The sequence below is a fragment of the Streptomyces platensis genome (genome assembly GCF_008704855.1).
GTDB classification, from domain to species: domain Bacteria; phylum Actinomycetota; class Actinomycetes; order Streptomycetales; family Streptomycetaceae; genus Streptomyces; species Streptomyces platensis.
Genome location: NZ_CP023691.1, coordinates 1,514,311 through 1,533,859, shown reverse-complemented (window position 1 = coordinate 1,533,859; position 19,549 = coordinate 1,514,311). Strand labels below are relative to the sequence as shown.

General features: G+C 68.9%; 8 protein-coding genes and 1 pseudogene. 5 read left to right on the top strand and 4 right to left on the bottom strand.

Features of this window, described 5'->3' with window-relative positions; all coding sequences use genetic code 11:
* Positions 1-2 precede the first annotated feature (2 nt).
* Complete coding sequence (cas6e, locus tag CP981_RS06450) at positions 3-824, top strand: type I-E CRISPR-associated protein Cas6/Cse3/CasE (protein ID WP_085926546.1); 822 nt, start codon at positions 3-5, stop codon at positions 822-824.
* Here cas6e and cas3 read toward each other — a convergent pair.
* The gene (gene cas3 / locus CP981_RS06445; RefSeq protein WP_167536063.1) at positions 784-3,756 is read right to left on the bottom strand and encodes a CRISPR-associated helicase Cas3'; all 2,973 of its coding nucleotides are present in this window, start codon (positions 3,754-3,756) and stop codon (positions 784-786) included. The two genes, cas6e and cas3, sit on opposite strands and share 41 nt — an antisense overlap.
* 76 nt (positions 3,757-3,832) lie before the next feature.
* Between cas3 and CP981_RS06440 the strand changes: the two genes are divergently transcribed.
* Complete coding sequence (locus CP981_RS06440) at positions 3,833-5,077, top strand: RNA-dependent RNA polymerase family protein (RefSeq protein WP_085926516.1); 1,245 nt, start codon at positions 3,833-3,835, stop codon at positions 5,075-5,077.
* Between the two features lie 47 nt (positions 5,078-5,124).
* Positions 5,125-6,030 (top strand): nucleotidyl transferase AbiEii/AbiGii toxin family protein, encoded by a 906-nt coding sequence (locus tag CP981_RS06435; protein ID WP_085926517.1) that lies wholly within the window; start codon positions 5,125-5,127, stop codon positions 6,028-6,030.
* 9 nt (positions 6,031-6,039) lie between these two features.
* Here CP981_RS06435 and CP981_RS06430 read toward each other — a convergent pair whose 3' ends face one another.
* From CP981_RS06430 to CP981_RS06415, 3 genes are all read right to left on the bottom strand, one after another.
* Complete coding sequence (locus tag CP981_RS06430; protein WP_208852905.1) at positions 6,040-7,293, bottom strand: hypothetical protein; 1,254 nt, start codon at positions 7,291-7,293, stop codon at positions 6,040-6,042.
* 116 nt (positions 7,294-7,409) lie between these two features.
* Entirely contained in the window at positions 7,410-8,501 is a 1,092-nt protein-coding gene (locus tag CP981_RS06425) for a hypothetical protein (protein WP_244329580.1), read from the bottom strand.
* Positions 8,502-11,618: 3,117 nt separating this feature from the next.
* Positions 11,619-12,824: a Shedu anti-phage system protein SduA domain-containing protein gene (locus CP981_RS06415; protein ID WP_085926520.1), complete on the bottom strand. Its 1,206-nt coding sequence runs from the start codon at positions 12,822-12,824 to the stop codon at positions 11,619-11,621.
* Between the two features lie 1,992 nt (positions 12,825-14,816).
* Between CP981_RS06415 and CP981_RS06400 the strand changes: the two are divergent.
* Both CP981_RS06400 and CP981_RS06390 read left to right on the top strand, forming a co-directional pair.
* Positions 14,817-15,592 (top strand): annotated as a pseudogene (locus tag CP981_RS06400) (IS630 family transposase); the annotation flags it as partial.
* 2,867 nt (positions 15,593-18,459) lie between these two features.
* On the top strand, positions 18,460-19,269 hold the full coding sequence (locus CP981_RS06390; protein WP_085926522.1) for a hypothetical protein: 810 nt from the start codon (positions 18,460-18,462) through the stop codon (positions 19,267-19,269).
* Positions 19,270-19,549 lie beyond the last annotated feature (280 nt).

Sequence of the window (19,549 nt, the reverse complement as noted above, 5' to 3'; positions counted from 1 at the left end):
CCATGACCTACCTCTCCCGCATCCGCATCAACCCCCTTCGCGCCGAAAGCCGTCGTCTGCTGGCCAACCCACGTGCCATGCGCGGTGCCGTCATGGGGGGAATCCCCGACGCCCCGCAGGGCGACCGCGTGCTGTGGCGACTGGACGCAGACAACCCCCGTCGCCCGCACCTGTTCGTGCTCACCTCCGCCAAGCCAGACTGGACCCATATCGTCGAAAAGGCCGGCTGGCCCGACGCCGACGGAGAACACGCCGCCGTCCGCGACTACGCCCCACTCCTCGACCAGATCGCCATCGGCCGGGAGTTCGCGTTCCGCTTGACCGCCAGCCCCGTACAGAACACCGCGGCGCCAGTGAGCCCCACACCCGCGCAGGCAGCCCGCCTCGCCGCTGCCGCGGACAGCGACAGCAAACGCGTACGCGGCTTCAGGCTGGGCCACAGCACCGCAACCGCGCAGCTGAACTGGTTCCTGACCCGTACCGCCCGATGGGGCTTCGACGTCCCCACAGCCCGTACCGACGACGCTGCCCCCGGCCTCGCCGACAGCCGGACCGCCGGTGACGCGCGCAGCGCAGAGGAGGGAGCCGGGGACGTCGGCCCGGCGCGCGACATCCGTATCACCGCAAGCCGTCGGCACTCCTTCGTCAAGAACGGGAAGGGACCCCGCGTCACCTTCCAGAGCGCCACTTTCGAAGGGCGCCTCCAGGTAACCGACCCCGCCGCCTTCGTCACGCGCCTGCTGGAGGGAATCGGCCCTTCGAAGGCATACGGCTGCGGCCTGCTCACCCTCGCCCCACTGCGGAGCCGGACGGCCACGCCGTGACCGGGCCCTCGTCCACCAGTCCGAGCACCGGGTCGTAGCGCACCCGCCGCCCCGAAACGGAAGCGGTGCCGTCGACGCCGAGGACAAGGGCCCTGCGGTACTGCAACCGTTCGTGCCCGCCCCAGCCGGGTGGGACGGACAGCTCAGCGGCCGCTTCCGAAGGGCAGGACGCGGGCAGCTTCACCGTGTCGGCGAGGACCTCGTCAATGAGGTCGTCGTCGGGGACGGAACCGTCCTCTGCCAGAGCCCTCCCCGACAGCGTCAGGTACCTCGCACCGTCATGCTTGACGAGGACGGCCTCCGCCCCGGGATCCCCGTCACGGACCAAGGCGGTCATGCCGGCCTCGCCCTTGGCGGGAGGTACGGCGACGTAATGGAGATCGGCCAGCGTCATTGCCTCTCTGTCACCGCGCCGCGTCAACAGGTAGTAGGAGGCGTTGCCGATGCGCTCCCGTCGCTCGGCCTCCTCCTGCCGCCGGGCCGCGTCGGTGTCGTCCCGCCACGCCGCCGGGACCATGTCATCTCCGCCGTACCCGGCCGCCACCAGCACAGGAATATCCCCCGGGAGACTCCAGCCGCCCGGCTGTCCGGCGGCCGTGAAGACCAGGGCCGCCGTGCGCAGGAGGAGATGGCGGCCATAGCGGGCCTGTGAGCTGGCGGGAAACCTCGGAGCGCCACGGTCGAGCGGGTCCGCGTCGGTGCCGTCCCGGCCAGGAATGGCGCTCCCGGGCGCCCAACCCGTGACGATCACACGTGGCCGGGCCAATCGGCCCGGGCGGCACACCCGGTCACCGCGATGCAGCCGGCCAATTCGCTGCAGCAGCACATCGATCGGGGCCAGGTCGGTGATCAGAACGTCCACATCGATATCAAAAGCCTGCTCGGCCACCCGGGTGGCCACCACGATCATCTGAGGCCGGACCGGCGCCGTGCCGGTCGGCCGCGGGGCGAGCCGGCGCAGACACTCCGCCGTGCGATCGGCACGCGCCCCGAGCGGAATCTGCTCGTGCAGCAGCACCACCCGGTCGCCGAAGCGCTCACGCAATACGGTGCACAGCGCCTGGGCCCGTTCGACGGTGTTGCGAATGACCAGAGCGCATCCGCCGTGCGCCAGTTCTTCTTCGAGTCGGTCGGCTACCGCTGCCTCGGCGGCCGTCCCGGCTGCCCCATGCTCCTCGGAAGCTGCATCCCCCTCGGGAACGGCCTCCGGTATCAGAGCAACGTCGACAGGCCGATCCGTGCGCCAGCTGTCACAGACCGACACGGCGGAGCGGTGGCCGGTGCCGTCCGGTGCGTTCCACACGACGGTGGAGGAGGGGTACCCCTGGGGATGGCGGAGGTCGTCCGCCGTGAACTCCTCGCGTCCCAGGGCTCCAGCCAGATAGGCGTCGACAAGCGCCTGGCGCAGCGGCGCCGGCAGCGTCGCCGACAGCAGCACCACCGGCACGCCCGCCTCGCCGAACCAGCGCAGGCCCTCAAGGAGAAACTGCGAGGTGTAGACATCGGTGGCGTGCACCTCGTCGAGGACGACGACCTTCCCCACCAGCCCCGCCATCCGGAGCATCACAAACTTGGTGCGGGTCGTCGCGTACAGCAGCTGATCGACAGGGCCGACCACGAAGGGGCACAGCAGCCCGCGCGCGTACCCGAAGAACCATTCGGCGGGTACGCGCGCCACCGGCCTGCCGCCCCCGGATCCGTGCGGGCCATCGCTCGCCGACTCGCCGTGCCGCTCGTCCTCGTCGCATTCGCCGACGGCGGCGAGCCTGACCTCCCGCGGCTCTCTCAGCAGGGCGCTCCACTCCTTATTGAAGGTCCGCTTGCCGTGGAGCAGGGCGACCCGATCGGCCAGCTTCTCGTCGATCCGGCTCACCCACTCTCTGACCCTCCCGAACATGGGATCGTCGGTGGACCACTCCGGCATGCCGACGAACACGCCGTCCGCGCCGAACTTCGCCGCCAGGATCTCCGCCGCCATCAGAGCAGTCCTGGTCTTGCCCTCGCCCATCGGCGCCTCGATGACCATCAGGCCGGGAGCCGCCATTTGCCGCGCCGTCTCCATCGCCAGCTCCTGGGAGGGACGCGGCTCGCACCCGAACCGCTTCGCGAAGGCGTCCGGCGGCGGCTCGGGCAGCTCTCCCCAGCCGCCCTGCAGGCCGAGCTGTTGCCAAGCCGCGGCAGCCCGTTGCCGTGCACCTTTGAAGCTCACGTCGGCCAGCTCGTCGATCCCCCGGAAGCCGGGCCCGCTGGCGATCCAGTCTGTCATCACCATGAGCCCGCTCAGCTGGAGTTGGGCGGCACGCGTCGGCACCACTGCGGGGGCGAGAGCGATGAAAGCACCCAGACCCAGTTCTTCGGAAAGACGCTGGACGAGGGCGAGTCGCACCTGCGCCCAGCGTTCGTCGCCCTCCAACTGGCCACGTGCCTTGCGGTCCGGCTTCAGTGCGCTTTCGACGGAGAAGAACCCGTGGTGCCCTGCGACCAGGGGCCACATCCAGTCGACGTGTTCCTCGGGCCAGCCGGCCGCCGACAGCAGCCGTCGCAGCAGATGGCCTCCGGCTCGTCCATGATGCCATGCGAACCGTCCGGCGGTCGGCTCGTGCCACCGCAGTCCGGCCGCCCGTACAGCCTCCGCCCCTGGTGGCCACCGGCGTTGGAAGACAGGAGTGGCTTTTCCGTAGTCGTGCATCCCGCAGAGCCAGATGAACAACCCCCGGCCCTTCCCCGGGCCGCCGGCTGTCTCGTCCAGCAATTGCCGGGTGGACTGAGCCAGATAGCGCTCCCACATGACGTCGGCGACGGCTGCCGCGTCGAGCATGTGCGACAGCAGCAGATTCATGGTTCCGCCGGCATGGCTGGGTGTCTTTCCCACCAAGGCGCCCAGTGCCGCGTGAAGGTCCAGGCTGTCGTCCGGGCCCGGAATGCCGGCCATGCTCCCCCTCTTCGCCACGTCCACTGGTCAGGTTAGGCGATGCGAGCGGCCCCCGTCCGGGTGACATCATGCCGTCGTGCGAGACGACGTCACCGAGCTGAACAGGGCGCTCAGTACGAGTTTCGGCCATGACCTGCTGACCGAGTGGATCCCCGACGCCCTCGGCGCCACCGATGTCATTCGGGATCTGGCTGACGGAACTGTCGCGGTGCCGGAGCGGTTTGATGTCGGGTGGCTTCGGGTGCCCTTGGCCCGGCGGACAGAGAGTGTTCCCGTCGTGCCACCAGCCGTACGCGCCCATGCGCACCTTCTGGTCGAGCGCTCGCTGCACCGCCAAGAGCTGCGCCCGGAGGTGTTCAGCTACCGTTCCCCGGTCTGGGACTACCGCTCCGCCTATCGGGCACGACAGACCCGTATGCGCGAGATGGGACGCCGAAGTGATCTGCCGCTCGTCCTGAGGCTCGACATTCACCGCTTCGGCCAGTCGCTTCCCCTGTGGGTGCTGCTCGATGCTCCCTGGATAACCGGCGAGTTGGCGGGATATCTGACCGCACTGCACCGTGCCACCGGCCGGTGCCTCCTGCCCGGTCACCGCTGGGCCAACCGGCTCGGTACCGCAGTGCTGGCCCCGATCGATGCTCTCCTGACCGTGACGACGCCGGGCCGGTGGCTGCGCTGGGGCGACGACTGGCATGTCTTCGTCCGCAACAGCGCGGAAGCGGAACAGGTCCGAGGTGCCGTGGAAGACGGGCTGGAAGCACTTGGTCTGCGGCTGTCCGAAGAAAAGAGCACCACCGAGCCGGTGAACGATCTGTTCGCGGGACCGGCCCACGACGTCGCGGGCCACCCACCCGAGGTATGGCGCAGGGGGATACAGGACGCCGATGTGCGTGCCCTCAGGTACGCCCTGGCCCGTATCGAGCCCGACGCGCAGGTGTCCCGGGCCCTCGCCGGCACCGTACGAACGTGGCCGGTGCTGCTGCCGCGTGCGGTCCAGTACCTCGACCGCGCCGTGGGTACCCCAGCGGGCCAAGAAGCGGCTCGAGAACTACTGGAGGCCGCCCACACGGATCTGTTCGCGGCCGCACGGATACTTGCCCTGGCCGGCCAGCATCAGGAACTTGCGTCGGGCGTCTCCGACAGGCTGCTGGACCTGGCCGCCGGCTGCGGGATCTCCGGGCTGCGGGCCCTGGCAGCACGCGTCGCCCTGTGCAGCGGGCGTCGGCGGCTGGTACCCGAACCACCTCCGCGCCTGCTGCGCTGGATCGCTCAAGGCGCAGACATCCGGCGGAATCCGCCCTCCGTGGCCACTCTCCTGTGACACCGTCATTCCTGTGAACCGGGCGGACACGCGATCGAGGGGCTTGGATGGAACAGCGGCGCGGGCCATGGGAGCAGGCCGACCGGACCACGCTTCCCACAGCTGACCAACACCTGGTCCAATCCATAGCGGCGGTCCTGTCGAGTATCGACCGGCTCCTGCCACCGCACGCCTGGCATCTCAAGGGTTCGACGGCGCTTCTCGGGTGGATGGGCCCTTCGGCCCGGCTGCCGAATGATGTCGATATGGCTCTTTCGGCGAGCGCGGGCCGACTGCTGCTGTCCGCTACCGAACTGCCTCCCGCCCCGCAGGGGGAGAGCCTCTGGCTGCTGCGTTCGGAACCCGTGGTGTTCAGCTCGCCCGGCAGGGCGACCGTACACCGGGCATTGGTCCGCGTACGGGCGGGGGAGGCCATCGGGAAGGTCCTGCTCAACATCCTGCTGGTGCCGGATGGTGAGGCCGCGGGCGACAACCGCACCGCACCTCTGGACTTTCCCGGCCGGAACGCCCCGGTCACCGTACCGGCGGCGACCCTCAGCCGGTGCCTGGCGCAGAAGCTGCTGCGCTACACCCGCAGGCGCGACGGCGGCAAGATCAATACGCGTTGGACCGATCTCACGGACTTCCTGCTGGCCGCTGCGAGCCCCTTGGCTCCCGCGCTGCTCCTGGACGAGGTGCGGCGTGACGTGGCGATTGAATTCGCCGCCATGGGGCGCACATGGCCGGACCACCTGCCTCAACCACCGTGGGAGTGGCTGGATTTCTGGGACACGGCAACCTTCCGGGACGGCTTGGAGTTCGGCCGCCTGCCTGAAGCAGCGGACCGGCTCGCAGAGTTCTGGAATCCGGTACTGGAGACGAGGGTTGCTCCGTACGGCCCCTCCACCGCACCGGTACCGCCGACGGCGCCACAGGTGTGGTCGTCCAGCGCATGGAAGTGGGCGACCGCATGAGGTCAGGGCTCACGCTCCCGCCGACGTGTCCGGTATCGATTCCTGTATCGATGCGAAGAGTTGGTCGATGTGGCCCTGTGCGGTGGGCGGCAGGTGCAGACGCCACCAGTCGCGCCATCGCAGTGCGTGCGTGAGATGGTGGAAACCCGGGGTGCCGGGTCCTGCCCTCCGCAAAGCGGACAGAAAACCGACGACGGAATCGGCCGCTCGGGAGTCGAGGGGGTTACCGAAAGCGTGGAAGAACCGCTCCTGGTGTCCCGTGCCTTTGAGGGCCTTGGTCACATGGAGGCTGAAATGCGCGCGACGGCGGGCCGCGGTGAGCCCTCGCTCGTCCATGGGCGCCACACCGGCCCCACTGTGCATACGACCCGCACTCTCAGCGTTCGCCGCGACCATCGCCGAACGCATCAGTGCGGCGTCGGAGACGACGCCGGAGAGGCCGTCCCCCAGCGTCGCGAAGAGCCGGCCACCGGCCGCGACCGCGTCGCTCAGGGCCCGCAGATGGCGTGAGAGCAGCGATTCACGCCGCACCCGAAGCCGGTATGCCCGGTCCAACACGTCCGCCACCGGCAGGGATCCGTCCAGCCAAGCCGTGCTCAGGGGAAGCAGCTCGTGCGCACTGCCCTCCGTAACACGCTCACCGCTTTCCCGGTCGAGGGTGCCCCATTCGATGTCGTGAACGTCGCTGACCGCGTAGAGACCTCGCTGCGGTGGCCTCTGCGCGAACACGTCCCAGGCGTCGGCCGACGGCACCCCGGGAAAACGCGGATCTTCTCCCGGGAGGGCACCCGAGCCCTCGTCGGCACCGCCCAGCGGCCGGACAAGGACACCGGCGAGCAGCGAGGCACCCCGCTCAGGTGACAGGAGTCCCGGCACCCGCAACAGGACATCAGCGGCCCGGCACGGCCGAAGATCCGGCCGGTCCCGCCGCAGCCGAGCGGCCATCGAAATGGCGTAGCAGGCACGCAGCAGCCCCTCCCGCCTCTCGTCGCCACTCCCGCTGAGGGAAACGAAGTCGAAGGCCCAGCCATGCCGAACCCCGCTGTCGCTGCCTCCAGCCGGAGGCTCCATGCACAGGCCCGCGGGGACAGCATGCTTCCCGGCGCGGACCAGGACCAGATCCTTGCCGTAGTACGAAGGGTTCCATGCGGTGCCGAGGCGATGCCCGATCGCCGCCAGGCTCTGCCGGACTCGCGAGAGCCCCGCCATGTGATCCCCGCTGTCCTCCACGCTGGCGCGCAACGCGCTCGTGACGACAACCACGCTCGCCTCTTGATGTGGCTCGCGGGCGAAGCGGGCGAGCACGTCCCCCGTGTCCGCACATCCCAACGGGTATCCGGGAGCATGCCGGGGCGGCCACGAGAAGGCCGGTGGCGGCGTCACCGCCTGCCACCCCGCCACTTGCGCCGGAAGAGATCCACGAACAGCCTGCGCAGTCCAGGGAACAGCGTGACGAGGCCCACGGTGACCACACCGGTCGCCCCGAGGATCCGAAACAGCGACGAGGACCCGGCCTGAGGAAGCCCCTGCCAGATAGCGAGCCCCGTGGTCAACGGCAGGCCGACCGCAGCGAGCAGGCCGAGTATCGCGTTGGTCGTCTCCGTCTCGGCGGACTGCACCTGGCGGGACAGTTCGCCGAGGTCGCTGACGAGGCTCTGCAGCGATTGCGGCAGACCGGCACTCTGCTGCCATGCCCGCACCATGGCATCGACGGTTCCTTGCCGGCCGAAGCCGGCCGCCCAGTAGCTGCGACGGAAGACGAGCAGATCCCTTTCCATCTGCGCCACTTTCCGTCGGCGGGGTTCGTGCTCGCCGATCCGCGCCACTTCGCTGCCGAAAGCGTCCAGCACAGTCTGCTGCAACCGGGCCAGAGCCAAGGCATCGGCGTACAGCGTCGCCAGGTGATAGCTGGTGCCGTCGTAGTAGTTACGTGGCACTCCGACACCCGGATCCTGCTCGGTACCCACCAGGGTGAGACCACGAATACCCAGCACGCCCCGGACCTTGGTGGGCAGCGGCAGGCGCATGGCGTGGAGTTGCTCCGCGGCCTCCGGGCCAGGCGGATACAACGTCGCGTGATGCAGATGCCACAGCCACTGATCGAGGGAGTCCCAATTCCGCTGCGCACGCCCCGGATGCAGCCGCACCAGACCACTCTGGGCGGTGACGAGGGTGCAGTGCACCGCCTCCCGCTCGGTGTCAGCGATCCGGCACCCCGACGGCAGCTGCCGTGCGACCCAGGCTCGTTGGGCGCCCTGCCCGTGGTGCGGGTCGACGTCAGCGCACTCCTGAAGGGTTTTCGGTAGCTGCGCCGGCGGATCCGACGGCAGAACGCCGTGCAGAAGAGCCACCCCGTTCGCGTGAACCGGTGAGTCCATGTCCTTCAGCGCGCTGAGCGCAGTGTCGTTCAGGCGCACCAACTCGATGGCTGAAAGCTGGAAACGGGAAGGCGACGCCTCTGCCTGGGGCACCTCCCGATGCCACCGGACGTGCTGCCCCCACAGGAGCGGTTCGAGGTGACGCTGCGTGTATGCGACACGGCGGGATGCGCTGGACACCACTTCGTCGGGCCGGCCAACGCGCCAGCGTCGTTCCAGAGGGCCAGCACGGAAAGACGCCCCCGGGACGTCATCCATGTGGACAGCGATGATCAGGACGGTATCCCTACGGATGAGCGCCCGAGGATCATCCCGTCTCGACGCGCGTCCGTGACGATTGCCTGTACGGCTCATCCGAGGCAGTCCAACGCCTCGCGAAGGTAGCCACGCCGCTCCGACGGCCCCACGTGCCGCCACCGCCTCGGCCCCTCGGAAACCTCACCCCGTACCAGGACACGGGCGTACCGGCCCAACGGCGCCCCCCTGGCAACCAGGGTCATCGTGCCGGGCAGCGCTCTCGCCCGGTGGAATGTGAAAGCCGACATGCCATATGCGTCGCCTGCGCACACCGTGGCTGTTCGGTGCTCTGTCACGACCACTCGCTCCCCGCAGCTTGCGTCGAATCGGTACCCCCATTCGCGGGGCTCATAGCGGACGACCCGGTAACCCGGAGACCGGGACGATTCCGCGCCGAGGAGGGGGTCGCCGTCGCAGAGGGGTTCGTCGGCTTCGGTGATGTCCAACAAGCTGTTGTGCACGGTTCCGCGCAACACGGTGGACGAGAAGTCCCAACGGTGATCGTGGGCTTGTGAGTCCTCTTCACCAGCAAGCCAGACGTGCAGGAAAAGCCGTCTTGAGCCCTCGACTACCAGCGCCAAGGGCAGCTTGACGAAGCCGTTCGGGTGCGCCACGGGCGCGGCTATTGCAGGGGCGAGGAGCGTGTCGTCGTAGGAGTCGTGCAACGCCGCGATGAGCGCGGACCTGGCGAGCCCCTGAGGTACGGGCCCACGGTCGGCAGCTTCGCGGTGGTGCGGCACTGGGTTCGTCCCTGAGGCGTCGACTCGACCTGTTCGCACAGTGCTCCTCGTCGTCTCGCATCACCCACTTACCGTCAGTTTAAGGGACATGGGATGCCGGATGCCGCTCTTATGTTCGGACTGCCGGTCTGTACCGGACCGGAAAGCCGCAGTCCGCGAGGTTTGTTCAGGGCTGCTCGGGAGGCACCACTATCCGGCCCACGGTTCGCTCGCGGCAGTCGGTTACCGAATGGGCGGAGACTGGGCGTCGGCACGTTCTGCCGACTGGCTAGAAGAGGCCGGTGCGCATGTGCTGCGTGAGGTTGTCGAGGACCTCGCGCAGCCACGGGCTGCGGACGGGGTGTCGCGCAGGACGCCCTCCAGGGACCCACCCGCATGCGCGGGGACCACTTCGCCATCCTTGAGGTCAAGAGCGAAGAGGAGGGACCAACCCCGCATGCGCGGGGAGCAGTAGCTCAACGTCGGCCTGGGCCGCATCGAGATGAGACTAACCCCGCGGGTGCGGGGAGCAGCCGAACGTGGGCCATCAAGCCCGGCCATGTAGGGACCATCCCCACAGGCACGGGGAGCAGGCACGAGCTGCTGCACCCCAGCCAACTCAAGCCGGGATCATCCCCGCGCGGGCGGGGACCACTGACAGACGGCACCATCTGTGGAGCCATCCCCGCTTTAACGGGGCAAAGTGGTTCTTTGTGGCATGTCTTGGACTCATTCTCCAACGCGTGCAAGGCCGCGCATTACAGCTGCGACGTACCTACCTCCCCCCATCGCGGCAACACCAACGACCGCGATCGCAGTACATCCTGCCAAGAGGCTGAAGACCTCGTGCGGAGACTTCCCCTGAAGGTACAAGACACTGCCCATCACCTGGCACGGGACAACACTTAGTACGTAGATGACAGGCGCTAAGGCCCCTACCGGACGCTCACCATTCATGTGCTTCATCATTCTCCTGAGTGTGAACTTGTGCGCTCCTGACGGTGCACTGAGCCAGCAAGAAGGCTGGCGATCCCTCCAACCGAGACTCTTAGTTGAGTCTGAAAGCATTGACCGCACCCTCTGTGTTGCCGATTCGCGATTGACGGAACAAAGTCACCCTTTCGGTAGGGCTGGTGCAACACCAGAACGACTGTTGTGAAGCGGCACGCCCCGCGGGAGCGGGAAGCAGGAGTAAGCAGGCGAAGCCGACCTCGTCTCGCAGGGACCAACTCTGCGGGTTGCGGGGAGCGGAGGTCGGCGGTGCCCCCGGGGCCCCGATCCGCGGGACCAACCCGGGGGCGGGGGCAGTGGGCTGGGGCATCGATGGCGAGGCTCGTCCAGGGGCCAACCCCGCATGCACGGGGTCCACCTCTGACCAGCCCTCTGGCGGCCGTACTTCCGGGGGCCAACCCCGCATGCGCGGGGACCACGGTGTGGACCAAGGGGCGGTCGATGGGGTGCAGACCAACCTCGCATGCGCGGGGACCACTGCGTCGTGATCGATTTCCGTAGTTCGGTGTCGGGACCAACCCCGCATGCGCGGGGACCCACACAGACCAGGAGACCGCCATGCTCGCAGCCACGGGACCAACCCCGCGGGTGCGGGGAGCAGCAGCAGGGCGGGGTCGACGACCAGGGCGTGCAGGGAACAACCCCGCGGATGCGGGGAGCGGTTGACCTGGAGCAGCCCAACCGCTCCGATGCTGGGGACAACCCCGCGGGTGCGGGGAGCAGCCCAGCCGGGTCAGCTTGACGATGTCGTCCTTGGGACCAACCCCGCGGGTGCGGGGAGCAGGAGGGCCAGTCGGCTCCGTGGCAACTGACGACGGGACCAACCTCGCAGGTGCGGGGAGCAGCTTCGCCCGTACTTCTTCGGCCCCACGCCCATGGGACCACCCCGCACGTGCGGGGAGCAGGCGATGAAGTTCCGGCAATAGGACCCCCCAGGGGACCAACCCCGCGGGTGCGGAGAGCAGGCGCCGGCCTTCATGTCGAGCCGCGCGATCTCGGGACCAGCCCCGCGGGCGCGGGGAGCAGGGGGAACGCTGCGCCTCGGTGAGCTGGTACTTGGGACCAACCCCGCGGGCGCGGGGAGCAGACCACGTTGAGGCTCAACGCCGCCTTACGGCTGGGACCAACCCCGCGGGTGCGGGGAGCAGCTCATGGCGTAGAAGGGGTGGATGTGCGGCTGATTTCAAGCGAGTCGAAGGCGCTGGTCGGGGGCGTCTCGACGTAGGGGGTCGGGTGACTCGTTAATACGCATCAGCCAGTCGTAGGTGCGTACCTGGATGTGTGAGCGCCGGGCATGGAGTTCCCGGATGTCGGCAGCCGCGTCGTCGGCGTCCTCGCGAGCCATGATGATCAAGCCGGGAACCTCGGCCGTGATGCCCGGCAGGCCCAGTCCATCGGCACCGCGCGCGGAGCGGGCGTAGTGCAGGTTGTTGGAAAGCCACTTGCGCCAGTCCTCGATCTGGTCAACCGCGTGGCGCAGGGTTTTCGTCGCCCGCTTGTTGCCGGGGTTGGTCAGGCGGCTGACCGGACTCTCCAGCTCGACCAGCGTCCAGCGAAGCCCTAGGGAAGTCTCACCGGCGATCATGAAGTCGGCCATGTAATGGTTCCCGAGCTGGACCTGGGGCCGAACCCAGGTGTCGTGGGTGCCCACGACGGTACCGGCCAGCAGCGCCGGGTGCTTCTCCAGCAGTCGCTGCATCGCGGCTTCGTCGTCCGCTGCCTCCAGTGCGTTGCGGAGAGCTTCGACCGCCGCCTGGGTCGCTGGGAAGCCGATCCGCCAGGGGGCCAGCTGCGCTTCCTCGGCTCGTGTGATCCGGGACGGGTTACTTTGGACCGCAGCGGCGTATTCGCGCGCCAGGCTGAGCTGGTCGAGATAGCCGTCCTCGCTGGGGCGGGTGATGCGGGTGACCCGGTGCGGGGCGGTGCCGAGCCCGTGGCCACCCCGGAAGTGCAGCCGGCCGTTGGCGCCGACTGACGAAATCTCGCCGTACAGGTCCGGGCCCCTGCGTCGATCGCGGGCGGTAACAACGTCATCGACTCCGGGCTCCAGTTGGCGTAGGGCAGCGGCGGACTCACGGTCACGGGCGACGCGTAGCCAGGCGTTGAGCACTTCCCGGCACTTGAGTTCATCCATGCTGGGAACCGCGAGGTCGGTGCGCGCCGCGAGATCGAGGAGGACCTCGTACTCTTCGTCGCCGAAGTCCCTGGCAAGCACAAGCTCCAAAGGTGCCCGTAGCAGGACGCGCAGCTCAGCTGCGGCGACCGGAACGGGTGTGGTTTGCCCCAGGTCGGTGCCCAGGGCCCGCGCGACGGTGATCTGCGCGTCTGTAGGCGCCGCGCACTTGCGTTCGAGGCCATCGGCCACGGCCTGCCACTTGAGCTCCGGCACTTTCCCCTCCCTATAAACCGACTTGCCCACCGTAGCCACAATCGGCGACGCGGTGTTGCGGTTCCTCCACCTGGGGTAACGAGTGGAACAGAAGGGACGGCACCGGAGTTTGGACGTGATGACCACAGTCCTCGTGGTTACGGGTGCCGGTCAACCAGATGGAGCGGGCTCCTACGGGAGGGGCCGTGCAGTCGCTGCGGAAACCTCGGCCGACCGTCTTCGAGCCCCTGAACGTGGCCAGCCTCCAGCGGGGCCGGTCCGGCACGCTGTCGTCGTCGCGCGCGGGCAGGCTGCCCCGGCTCTTCCGGCTGCGGGCAGCGCCGAAGCTGATGCCCACGTGGGAGGCGACCTCGGTTTAGCCCCAGAGCTGTTGGTCGTCGGCCATCGTGACCTTTCCGTTCGTCGGGATGAGCGAACGCAACGCAGGGCAAGGCCGCCCCCGCCTTGCTCGGCGCAGTGCTCCCCCCCGCGGGTGCGGGGAGCAGCCGGAGTCCTGGTTCATCTTGCGGAGCACGGTGGGGCCAAACCCGGCGGGTGCGGGGACTACGCCGGGCGACACACGGGCGCGCCACTAGTCCAGGGACCAACCCTGCATGCGCGGGGACCACACGGTGGTTCGGCGGCGGTGAACGGTCTCCGAGGGACCAACCCCGCTTGCGCGGGGACCACCGACACAACCTGCCCTCCGGCGCCTGGGTCCAGGGACCAACCCCGCATGCGCGGGGACCACTACAGCCGTCTTGCGGAAGCGCTGGTGAAGCAGGGACCAACCCCGCGGGTGCGGGGAGCAGCCCGAGCAGAAGAAGCCCATGGAGCTAATCGCGGGACCAGTCCTGCATGCGCGGGGACCACACGTACCCGCCCCACACGCTGTTGTCGGCGGTGGGACCAACCCCGCATGCGCGGGGACCACAACACGTTCGACCCCGTCACCGGGCGCCAGGAGGGACCAACCCCGCATGCGCAGGGACTACCCCCACCAGGGCACGTCGACCGGGGTCATGATGGGACCAACCCCGCAGGCGCGGGGACAACGACGAGGTGTATCGCCGGGCCGGCGTGAAGCTGGGACCAATCCCGCATGCGCGGGGACCACTTCGGCTCAAGTTCCTTCAGGCGCTTCCGGAGGGGACCAACCCCGCATGCGCGGGGACCACTACAGCGTGCTGGTGAAAATCATGCCGACCGTGGGACCAACCCCGCATGCGCGGGGACCACCCTGAGCCGCCGGGGCGCGGGTGTTCGTCGCGGGGACCAACCTCGCATGCGCGGGGACCACAAGTCGCGGGTTACGGCCCAGGTGTGGCCGCAGGGACCAACCCCGCATGCGCGGGGACCACAGGCCGCGAGCTGCGGTTTCAGGAAGGCGGTGAGTTGCTTTTACTTACTTTCAGCGATTCGGACATAATGCCCTTCGGTTGGGTTGCGGGTCCAGCGGGGCGGCAGCGATCCACGGAGCCATTGCGGCCTGAGGCACCGCTCCGGCGTCGTACCGCTGGCGCATGTGATGTCGGTGTCCCCAGGCTAATACTGGACTCTCTCTCGATCCGTCACGCCGGATCTTGCCGGGTTTGAGCCGGCGCCAGGGCGGGGCGCGATGCCCGATTCAGCTTGGCCGCCCGCCGACGGCAGGATGTATGCAGCCGGGCTGATGGAGATGTTGCCTGGGAGCTGTTCCGCCTACCGCAGTAACGGGCTCATAAAAGGCGTCGCCGACGGTGCCTGAGGCCGAACAGGACGCGAGCGCGCCGTGCGGTGCGCCGCCGATTGATCCACCCAGGCCGGTCGCATGGGCGGCCGTGGTCCTGTCCCCGGCTTGACCCCGCAGCCTGTGTCGTAGCCCGAGCTTGGCGATGGTGGGCCGTGGCCGTAGCTACTGAGGTTGAACTCGTGGAGTCGTAGGGGGCTGATGGCTGGTAGTCCCCTGCGGTATCACGGGAGCATGCGGTATCCACAAGGGGGCGGGCTGACGGCCGAACGGCGGCAGTTCCGCGAAGAGTTACGCTGAGCCGTGTGAAGACGGTGATCGGACGGCGCTTCCATCTGACCTACACGGTCCAGGGCGTGCGCAAACTCCTGGTCCGTCATGGCTGGTCCTGCCAAGTCCCTGCGCGACGGGCGATGGAGCGGGACGACGAGGCGGTGGCCGGGTGGGTCAAGGAGGTGTGGCCCTGCGCGGAAGACTCGCGGCGGCCCGTGGAGCCTGGCTCGTCTTCGAGGACGAAGCCGGATTCTCCATGACGCCGCCGCAGGCGAAGACCTGGTCACAGCGCGGCCGCACCCCGGTGGTGCGAGTGCGGGGCCGTTCCCGCAGACGGATATCGATCGCCGCGCTGACCTGCTACAAGCCTGGCCACCGGTCGAGGCTGATCTACCGGCCCCGCCGCGACGACGGCAACCGCGACGGGCGCAAGAGCTTCTCCTGGCGCGACTACCGGGACCTGCTGACCGCCGCCCACCAGCAGCTCGGCGGCCCGATCGTGCTCGTGTGGGACAACTTGCACGTCCACAAGGCCGCCGAACTGCGGGAATGGGCCGCATCCCAGGACTGGCTGACCATCTACTACCTGCCGCCCTACGCTCCCGACCTCAACCCCGTCGAAGGGATCTGGTCCCTCCTGCGGCGCGGCTGGCTCTCCAACGTCGCCTTCAGCACCCCCGAACACCTCGTCCAGCGCATCCGACGCGGCCTACGGCACATCCAGTACCGCAGCCACCTCATAGACGGCTGCCTCACCGTGACGCGCCTGACCATCAGACCTGCTTGAGCAACCCAGCGACATCACGAGTTCAACCTCAGTAGCTGAGGCCCATTCGGGTCCATCACCCGAGTGGCGAGCGATGGACCCGAGTCAGCTCAACGAGCCCCGCAGAGGCGGGGAACATTCAGCGCAGGTCCCTTATCGAAGAGCCAACCCCGCATGCGCGTGCAATACGATGCAGCATTTTGCAGCGTGGGAGCAACCCCGCACGCGCGGGGACCACTGGGCGAGAGTGATCTGCTGGAGTTCGACCCCGGGACCAACCCCGCATGCGCGAGGACCACGCCGACCAAGACGACAAGGGGCAGGGGATGGAGGGACCAACCCCGCATGCGCGGGGACCACGACGCCTTCGCCCAGGTCCTCACGAGCGGCGCGGGACCAACCCCGCGGGCGCGGGGAGCAGACTTCGTGACCTGCATCGTTGCACGCGCACACCACGGCTTTGAACCACTTCCACCGACTCCAACATTCAGGACATCACCCCCTTGCGCACCAAGACCCGCTAACGTTCACCGCCCCTTTGTGCCGGAGAGCTGTCACCCAGACTGCCCGCACAGGAGCCGGCCCCGAGACAAAGTCGAGGGGAAAACTCCGCCAGCTCTGATCGCGGAGGCCATTCCGGCCGGCGCAGGGAACAGCGGAACGCCGGGTGAGCCATCTCCGCCCGCTCCGGGCCACTCCGATGCGGACGCGTAGCAGGAGGCGACGAGCCGCCGCACGCCCGGTCGTGGAGCCATCCCCGCACGCGCGGGGAACAGTCCGCCAAGTATCTCGGCGACATCATGGACCAGGGACCATCCCCGCGGGTACGGGGAGCAGGGCATGCACGACATCAGCGAACGGGTCGTCATGGGGCCAGCCCCGCGGGTGCGGGGAGCAGGTGCCGTCGTGGTGGGTGAGTTGCCACCGCTCGGGACCATCCCCGCGGGTGCGGGGAGTAGACGGGCCGGACGACGACCGGCTGAAGGAGGCCGGGACCATCCCCGTAGGCCCGGGGAGCAGGCATCGAAGGTCGATCGGGGCGCAATCCGGCTGGGGCCATCCCTGCGGCTGCAGGGAGCAGGAGCCGACCTACGTCCCGCGCACCCGCCGCGCGGGACCATCCCCGCGGGTGCGGGGAGCAGGCGGAGACTGCGAAGGAGTCAGGCTGCTGGTGGGAACCATCCCGCAGGCGCGGGGAGCAGACTTCGTGACCTGCATCGTTACACGCCCAGCACCGTGTTCTGAACCACTTTCACTAACTCAGGCTTTCACGACATACAGGTACAGCTTCGAGGCCACGCGGCTCTTGGGACAGGGGGGCTTCAGGTCTTGCCCTGGCGCTCCGTGGCGACCGCGCGAAGTAGAAGGACGACGACCGCACAGTGAGCAGCGAGGCGGCACCATCCCACGCGTGCGGGGAGCAGTCTGCCTGTGCGAAGCTGCGGCGCTCTGCTACGGGAACACCCCCGCAGCAGTCCTGGATGATCCATCAGCGACCGCGCCGCGGGACCACCCCCGCGAGTGCTGAGGGGCAGGTCCCCCGCATGCGCGGGGACCACAGGTCGGCGATCCAGTGCTCGGCGTCGGGGTGGGGACCAACCCCGCGGGTGCGGGGAGCAGACCCGGCAGGGCAAGGGCTCGTTCGTCACGCCGGGACCAACCCCGCGGGTGCGGGGAGCAGCCACGGCGCAGGTAGTAGTCCTGTAGCTGGAGGGGACCAACCCCGCGGGTGCGGGGAGCAGACTTGCCGAGACCGGGCTCACTGAAGAGCACCGGGACCAACCCCGCGGGTGCGGGGAGCAGTCGGTCAGGACACCGTCCTGGACCAGGACAGGGGGACCAACCCCGCGGGTGCGGGGAGCAGGCTCAGACGGGATGGCAGGCATACTGGACTCCGGGACCAACCCCGCGGGTGCGGGGAGCAGAAAGCGCGGGCCGGTCGTCATCCCGCGAAGAAGGGACCAACCCCGCGGGTGCGGGGAGCAGCTGGACGTGTACGTGCCCACCGACGCCCCGGCGGGACCAACCCCGCGGGTGCGGGGAGCAGAACGGCTTCTCCAGCGTCGACGACGCCAAGGCGGGACCAACCCCGCGGGTGCGGGGAGCAGCCGCCATCACGCGGTACCTGTCCGGGCGTTTCGGGACCAACCCCGCATGCGCGGGGACCACTGTCTACCAGCTGGCTCCGCGCCGAACTGGCGGGGACCAACCCCGCATGCGCGGGGACCACACTGCCGGTCGTGGTCCGACTGGTCCCGGTTCGGGACCAACCCCGCATGCGCGGGGACCACAAGCCGCGAAGGAAGCTGCCGAGGTTGGGCTCGGGACCAACCCCGCATGCGCGGGGACCACAAGGACGACGAGGCGACGACGCCTGCCGCGGCGGGACCAACCCCGCATGCGCGGGGACCACACTTGTGAATCCTGGCACCGATCGCGCCAGGTGGGACCAACCCCGCATGCGCGGGGACCACGAGTCGGCGGCGGCCTTGCGGGCGGCGGCCATGGGACCAACCCCGCATGCGCGGGGACCACGCCGGGCCTACGGAAACGGTATGGCGTGGAGCGGGACCAACCCCGCATGCGCGGGGACCACGCTGCCCGCTGTGCGCGGGCCACCGCCGACTGGGGACCAACCCCGCATGCGCGGGGACCACCGGGTCCTCGACGGCCACCTGAGCCGAGGCCAGGGACCAACCCCGCATGCGCGGGGACCACAGGTCGTGAGCTGCGGTTTCAGGGAGACGATGAGTTGTTTTTACTTACTTTCAGCGATTCGGACATAATGGCCTTCGAATGGGTTGCAGGTCCGGCGGGGCGGCAACGGTCCGCGGAGCCATTGTGGCCTGGGGTACCGCTCCAGCGTCGTACCGCTGGTACATGTGGGGGTGCCCGGCCGGCAGCAGCTGTTCGACTGGGTCGTCGACGTGGACGGAGACCGGCCGCGGTTGCGCCTGGTGCGCGGCGGTCAAAGCACCGGCAAAAGCCTTCTGTTGGCGTGGTTTCTGGCGGGAGCAGCTGCCGCTGGCCACCCCCGCACGACGGTCCACGCCACCATCCCCGCCGATGGGCTGACCGCGGATACGTTCGCCTGGGACCTCGGCCGTCAGCTGGGCTATGGGCCACTTCCCCTGGACCGCCTGTTGAACCAGGTCGTCTCCAACCAGCGGCCAACCCTCCTTCTCGTTCCCGACCTGCACCGAGCCGGACGCGGCTTCGCCGACCTCGCGCAGGCCGATCCGACGACGCTCGTCACTGCGTTCCTCGGGCCTCTCCTCGCGTTTCCTCACATCCGGGCCGTGATCGAGGTCGGCGATTCGGGGCTGCTCGCTGATCATTCTGCCGAAGTCATCGAGGGGCACCCTGACGACGCTCACGAACTGGCCGGCGCCGAGACCACCACTTTCGCAGGTCTCATGGCGGCCGTTCCGCACACCGCCGTCGGCCGCCCTGACTGGGCGCAGGCTCCGGACGACATCCGCCGGCGCGTGCTCGATCGAGCGCTGCATGAGACCGGCGGTCAGCTGACCGCGGAGGCCGAGCGTCTGCTGGCCGACCCCGGCTTTCTCGTCTACGGGCCAGCTCACGCCATCACGGCCGCGATGGAGGACGAACGGCTCCGGCTGCCTGGCGGAGCGCGCTGCATCTGGCGCCGGGCAGCGCCGCAGCTCACCGCGACCGAGCACAGCCACCTGTAGCGGGCGGCTCTCCTGCACGCTGCTGCCCTCGGTGAAAACGACCGTCTCGCCGCATACCTCCAGCCCCTTGCCGAACAGCATCACTGGACTGCCACCTGGGCATAACACGACGTGCCGGTCATCGCACATTGCCAGCTTTCGGGAGACAACGGCCAGCTACTGGTCTCTGACCCCCTGGGCCGACTCCATCTTTACGACCGCGGAACAGGGCGGCACACGAGCATCCCGCCGGCATTGCCGGTGCGCCCCGCAGGCATCGTCGGGACCGACTCCGACGCCC

What these genes read in the sequence shown, in the direction of transcription:
- cas6e (WP_085926546.1), top strand. Translation starts at nt 3, where the DNA reads ATGACCTACCTCTCCCGCATCCGCATCAACCCCCTTCGCGCCGAAAGC.
- cas3 (WP_167536063.1), bottom strand. Translation starts at nt 3,756, where the DNA reads ATGGCCGGCATTCCGGGCCCGGACGACAGCCTGGACCTTCACGCGGCA.
- CP981_RS06435 (WP_085926517.1), top strand. Translation starts at nt 5,125, where the DNA reads ATGGAACAGCGGCGCGGGCCATGGGAGCAGGCCGACCGGACCACGCTT.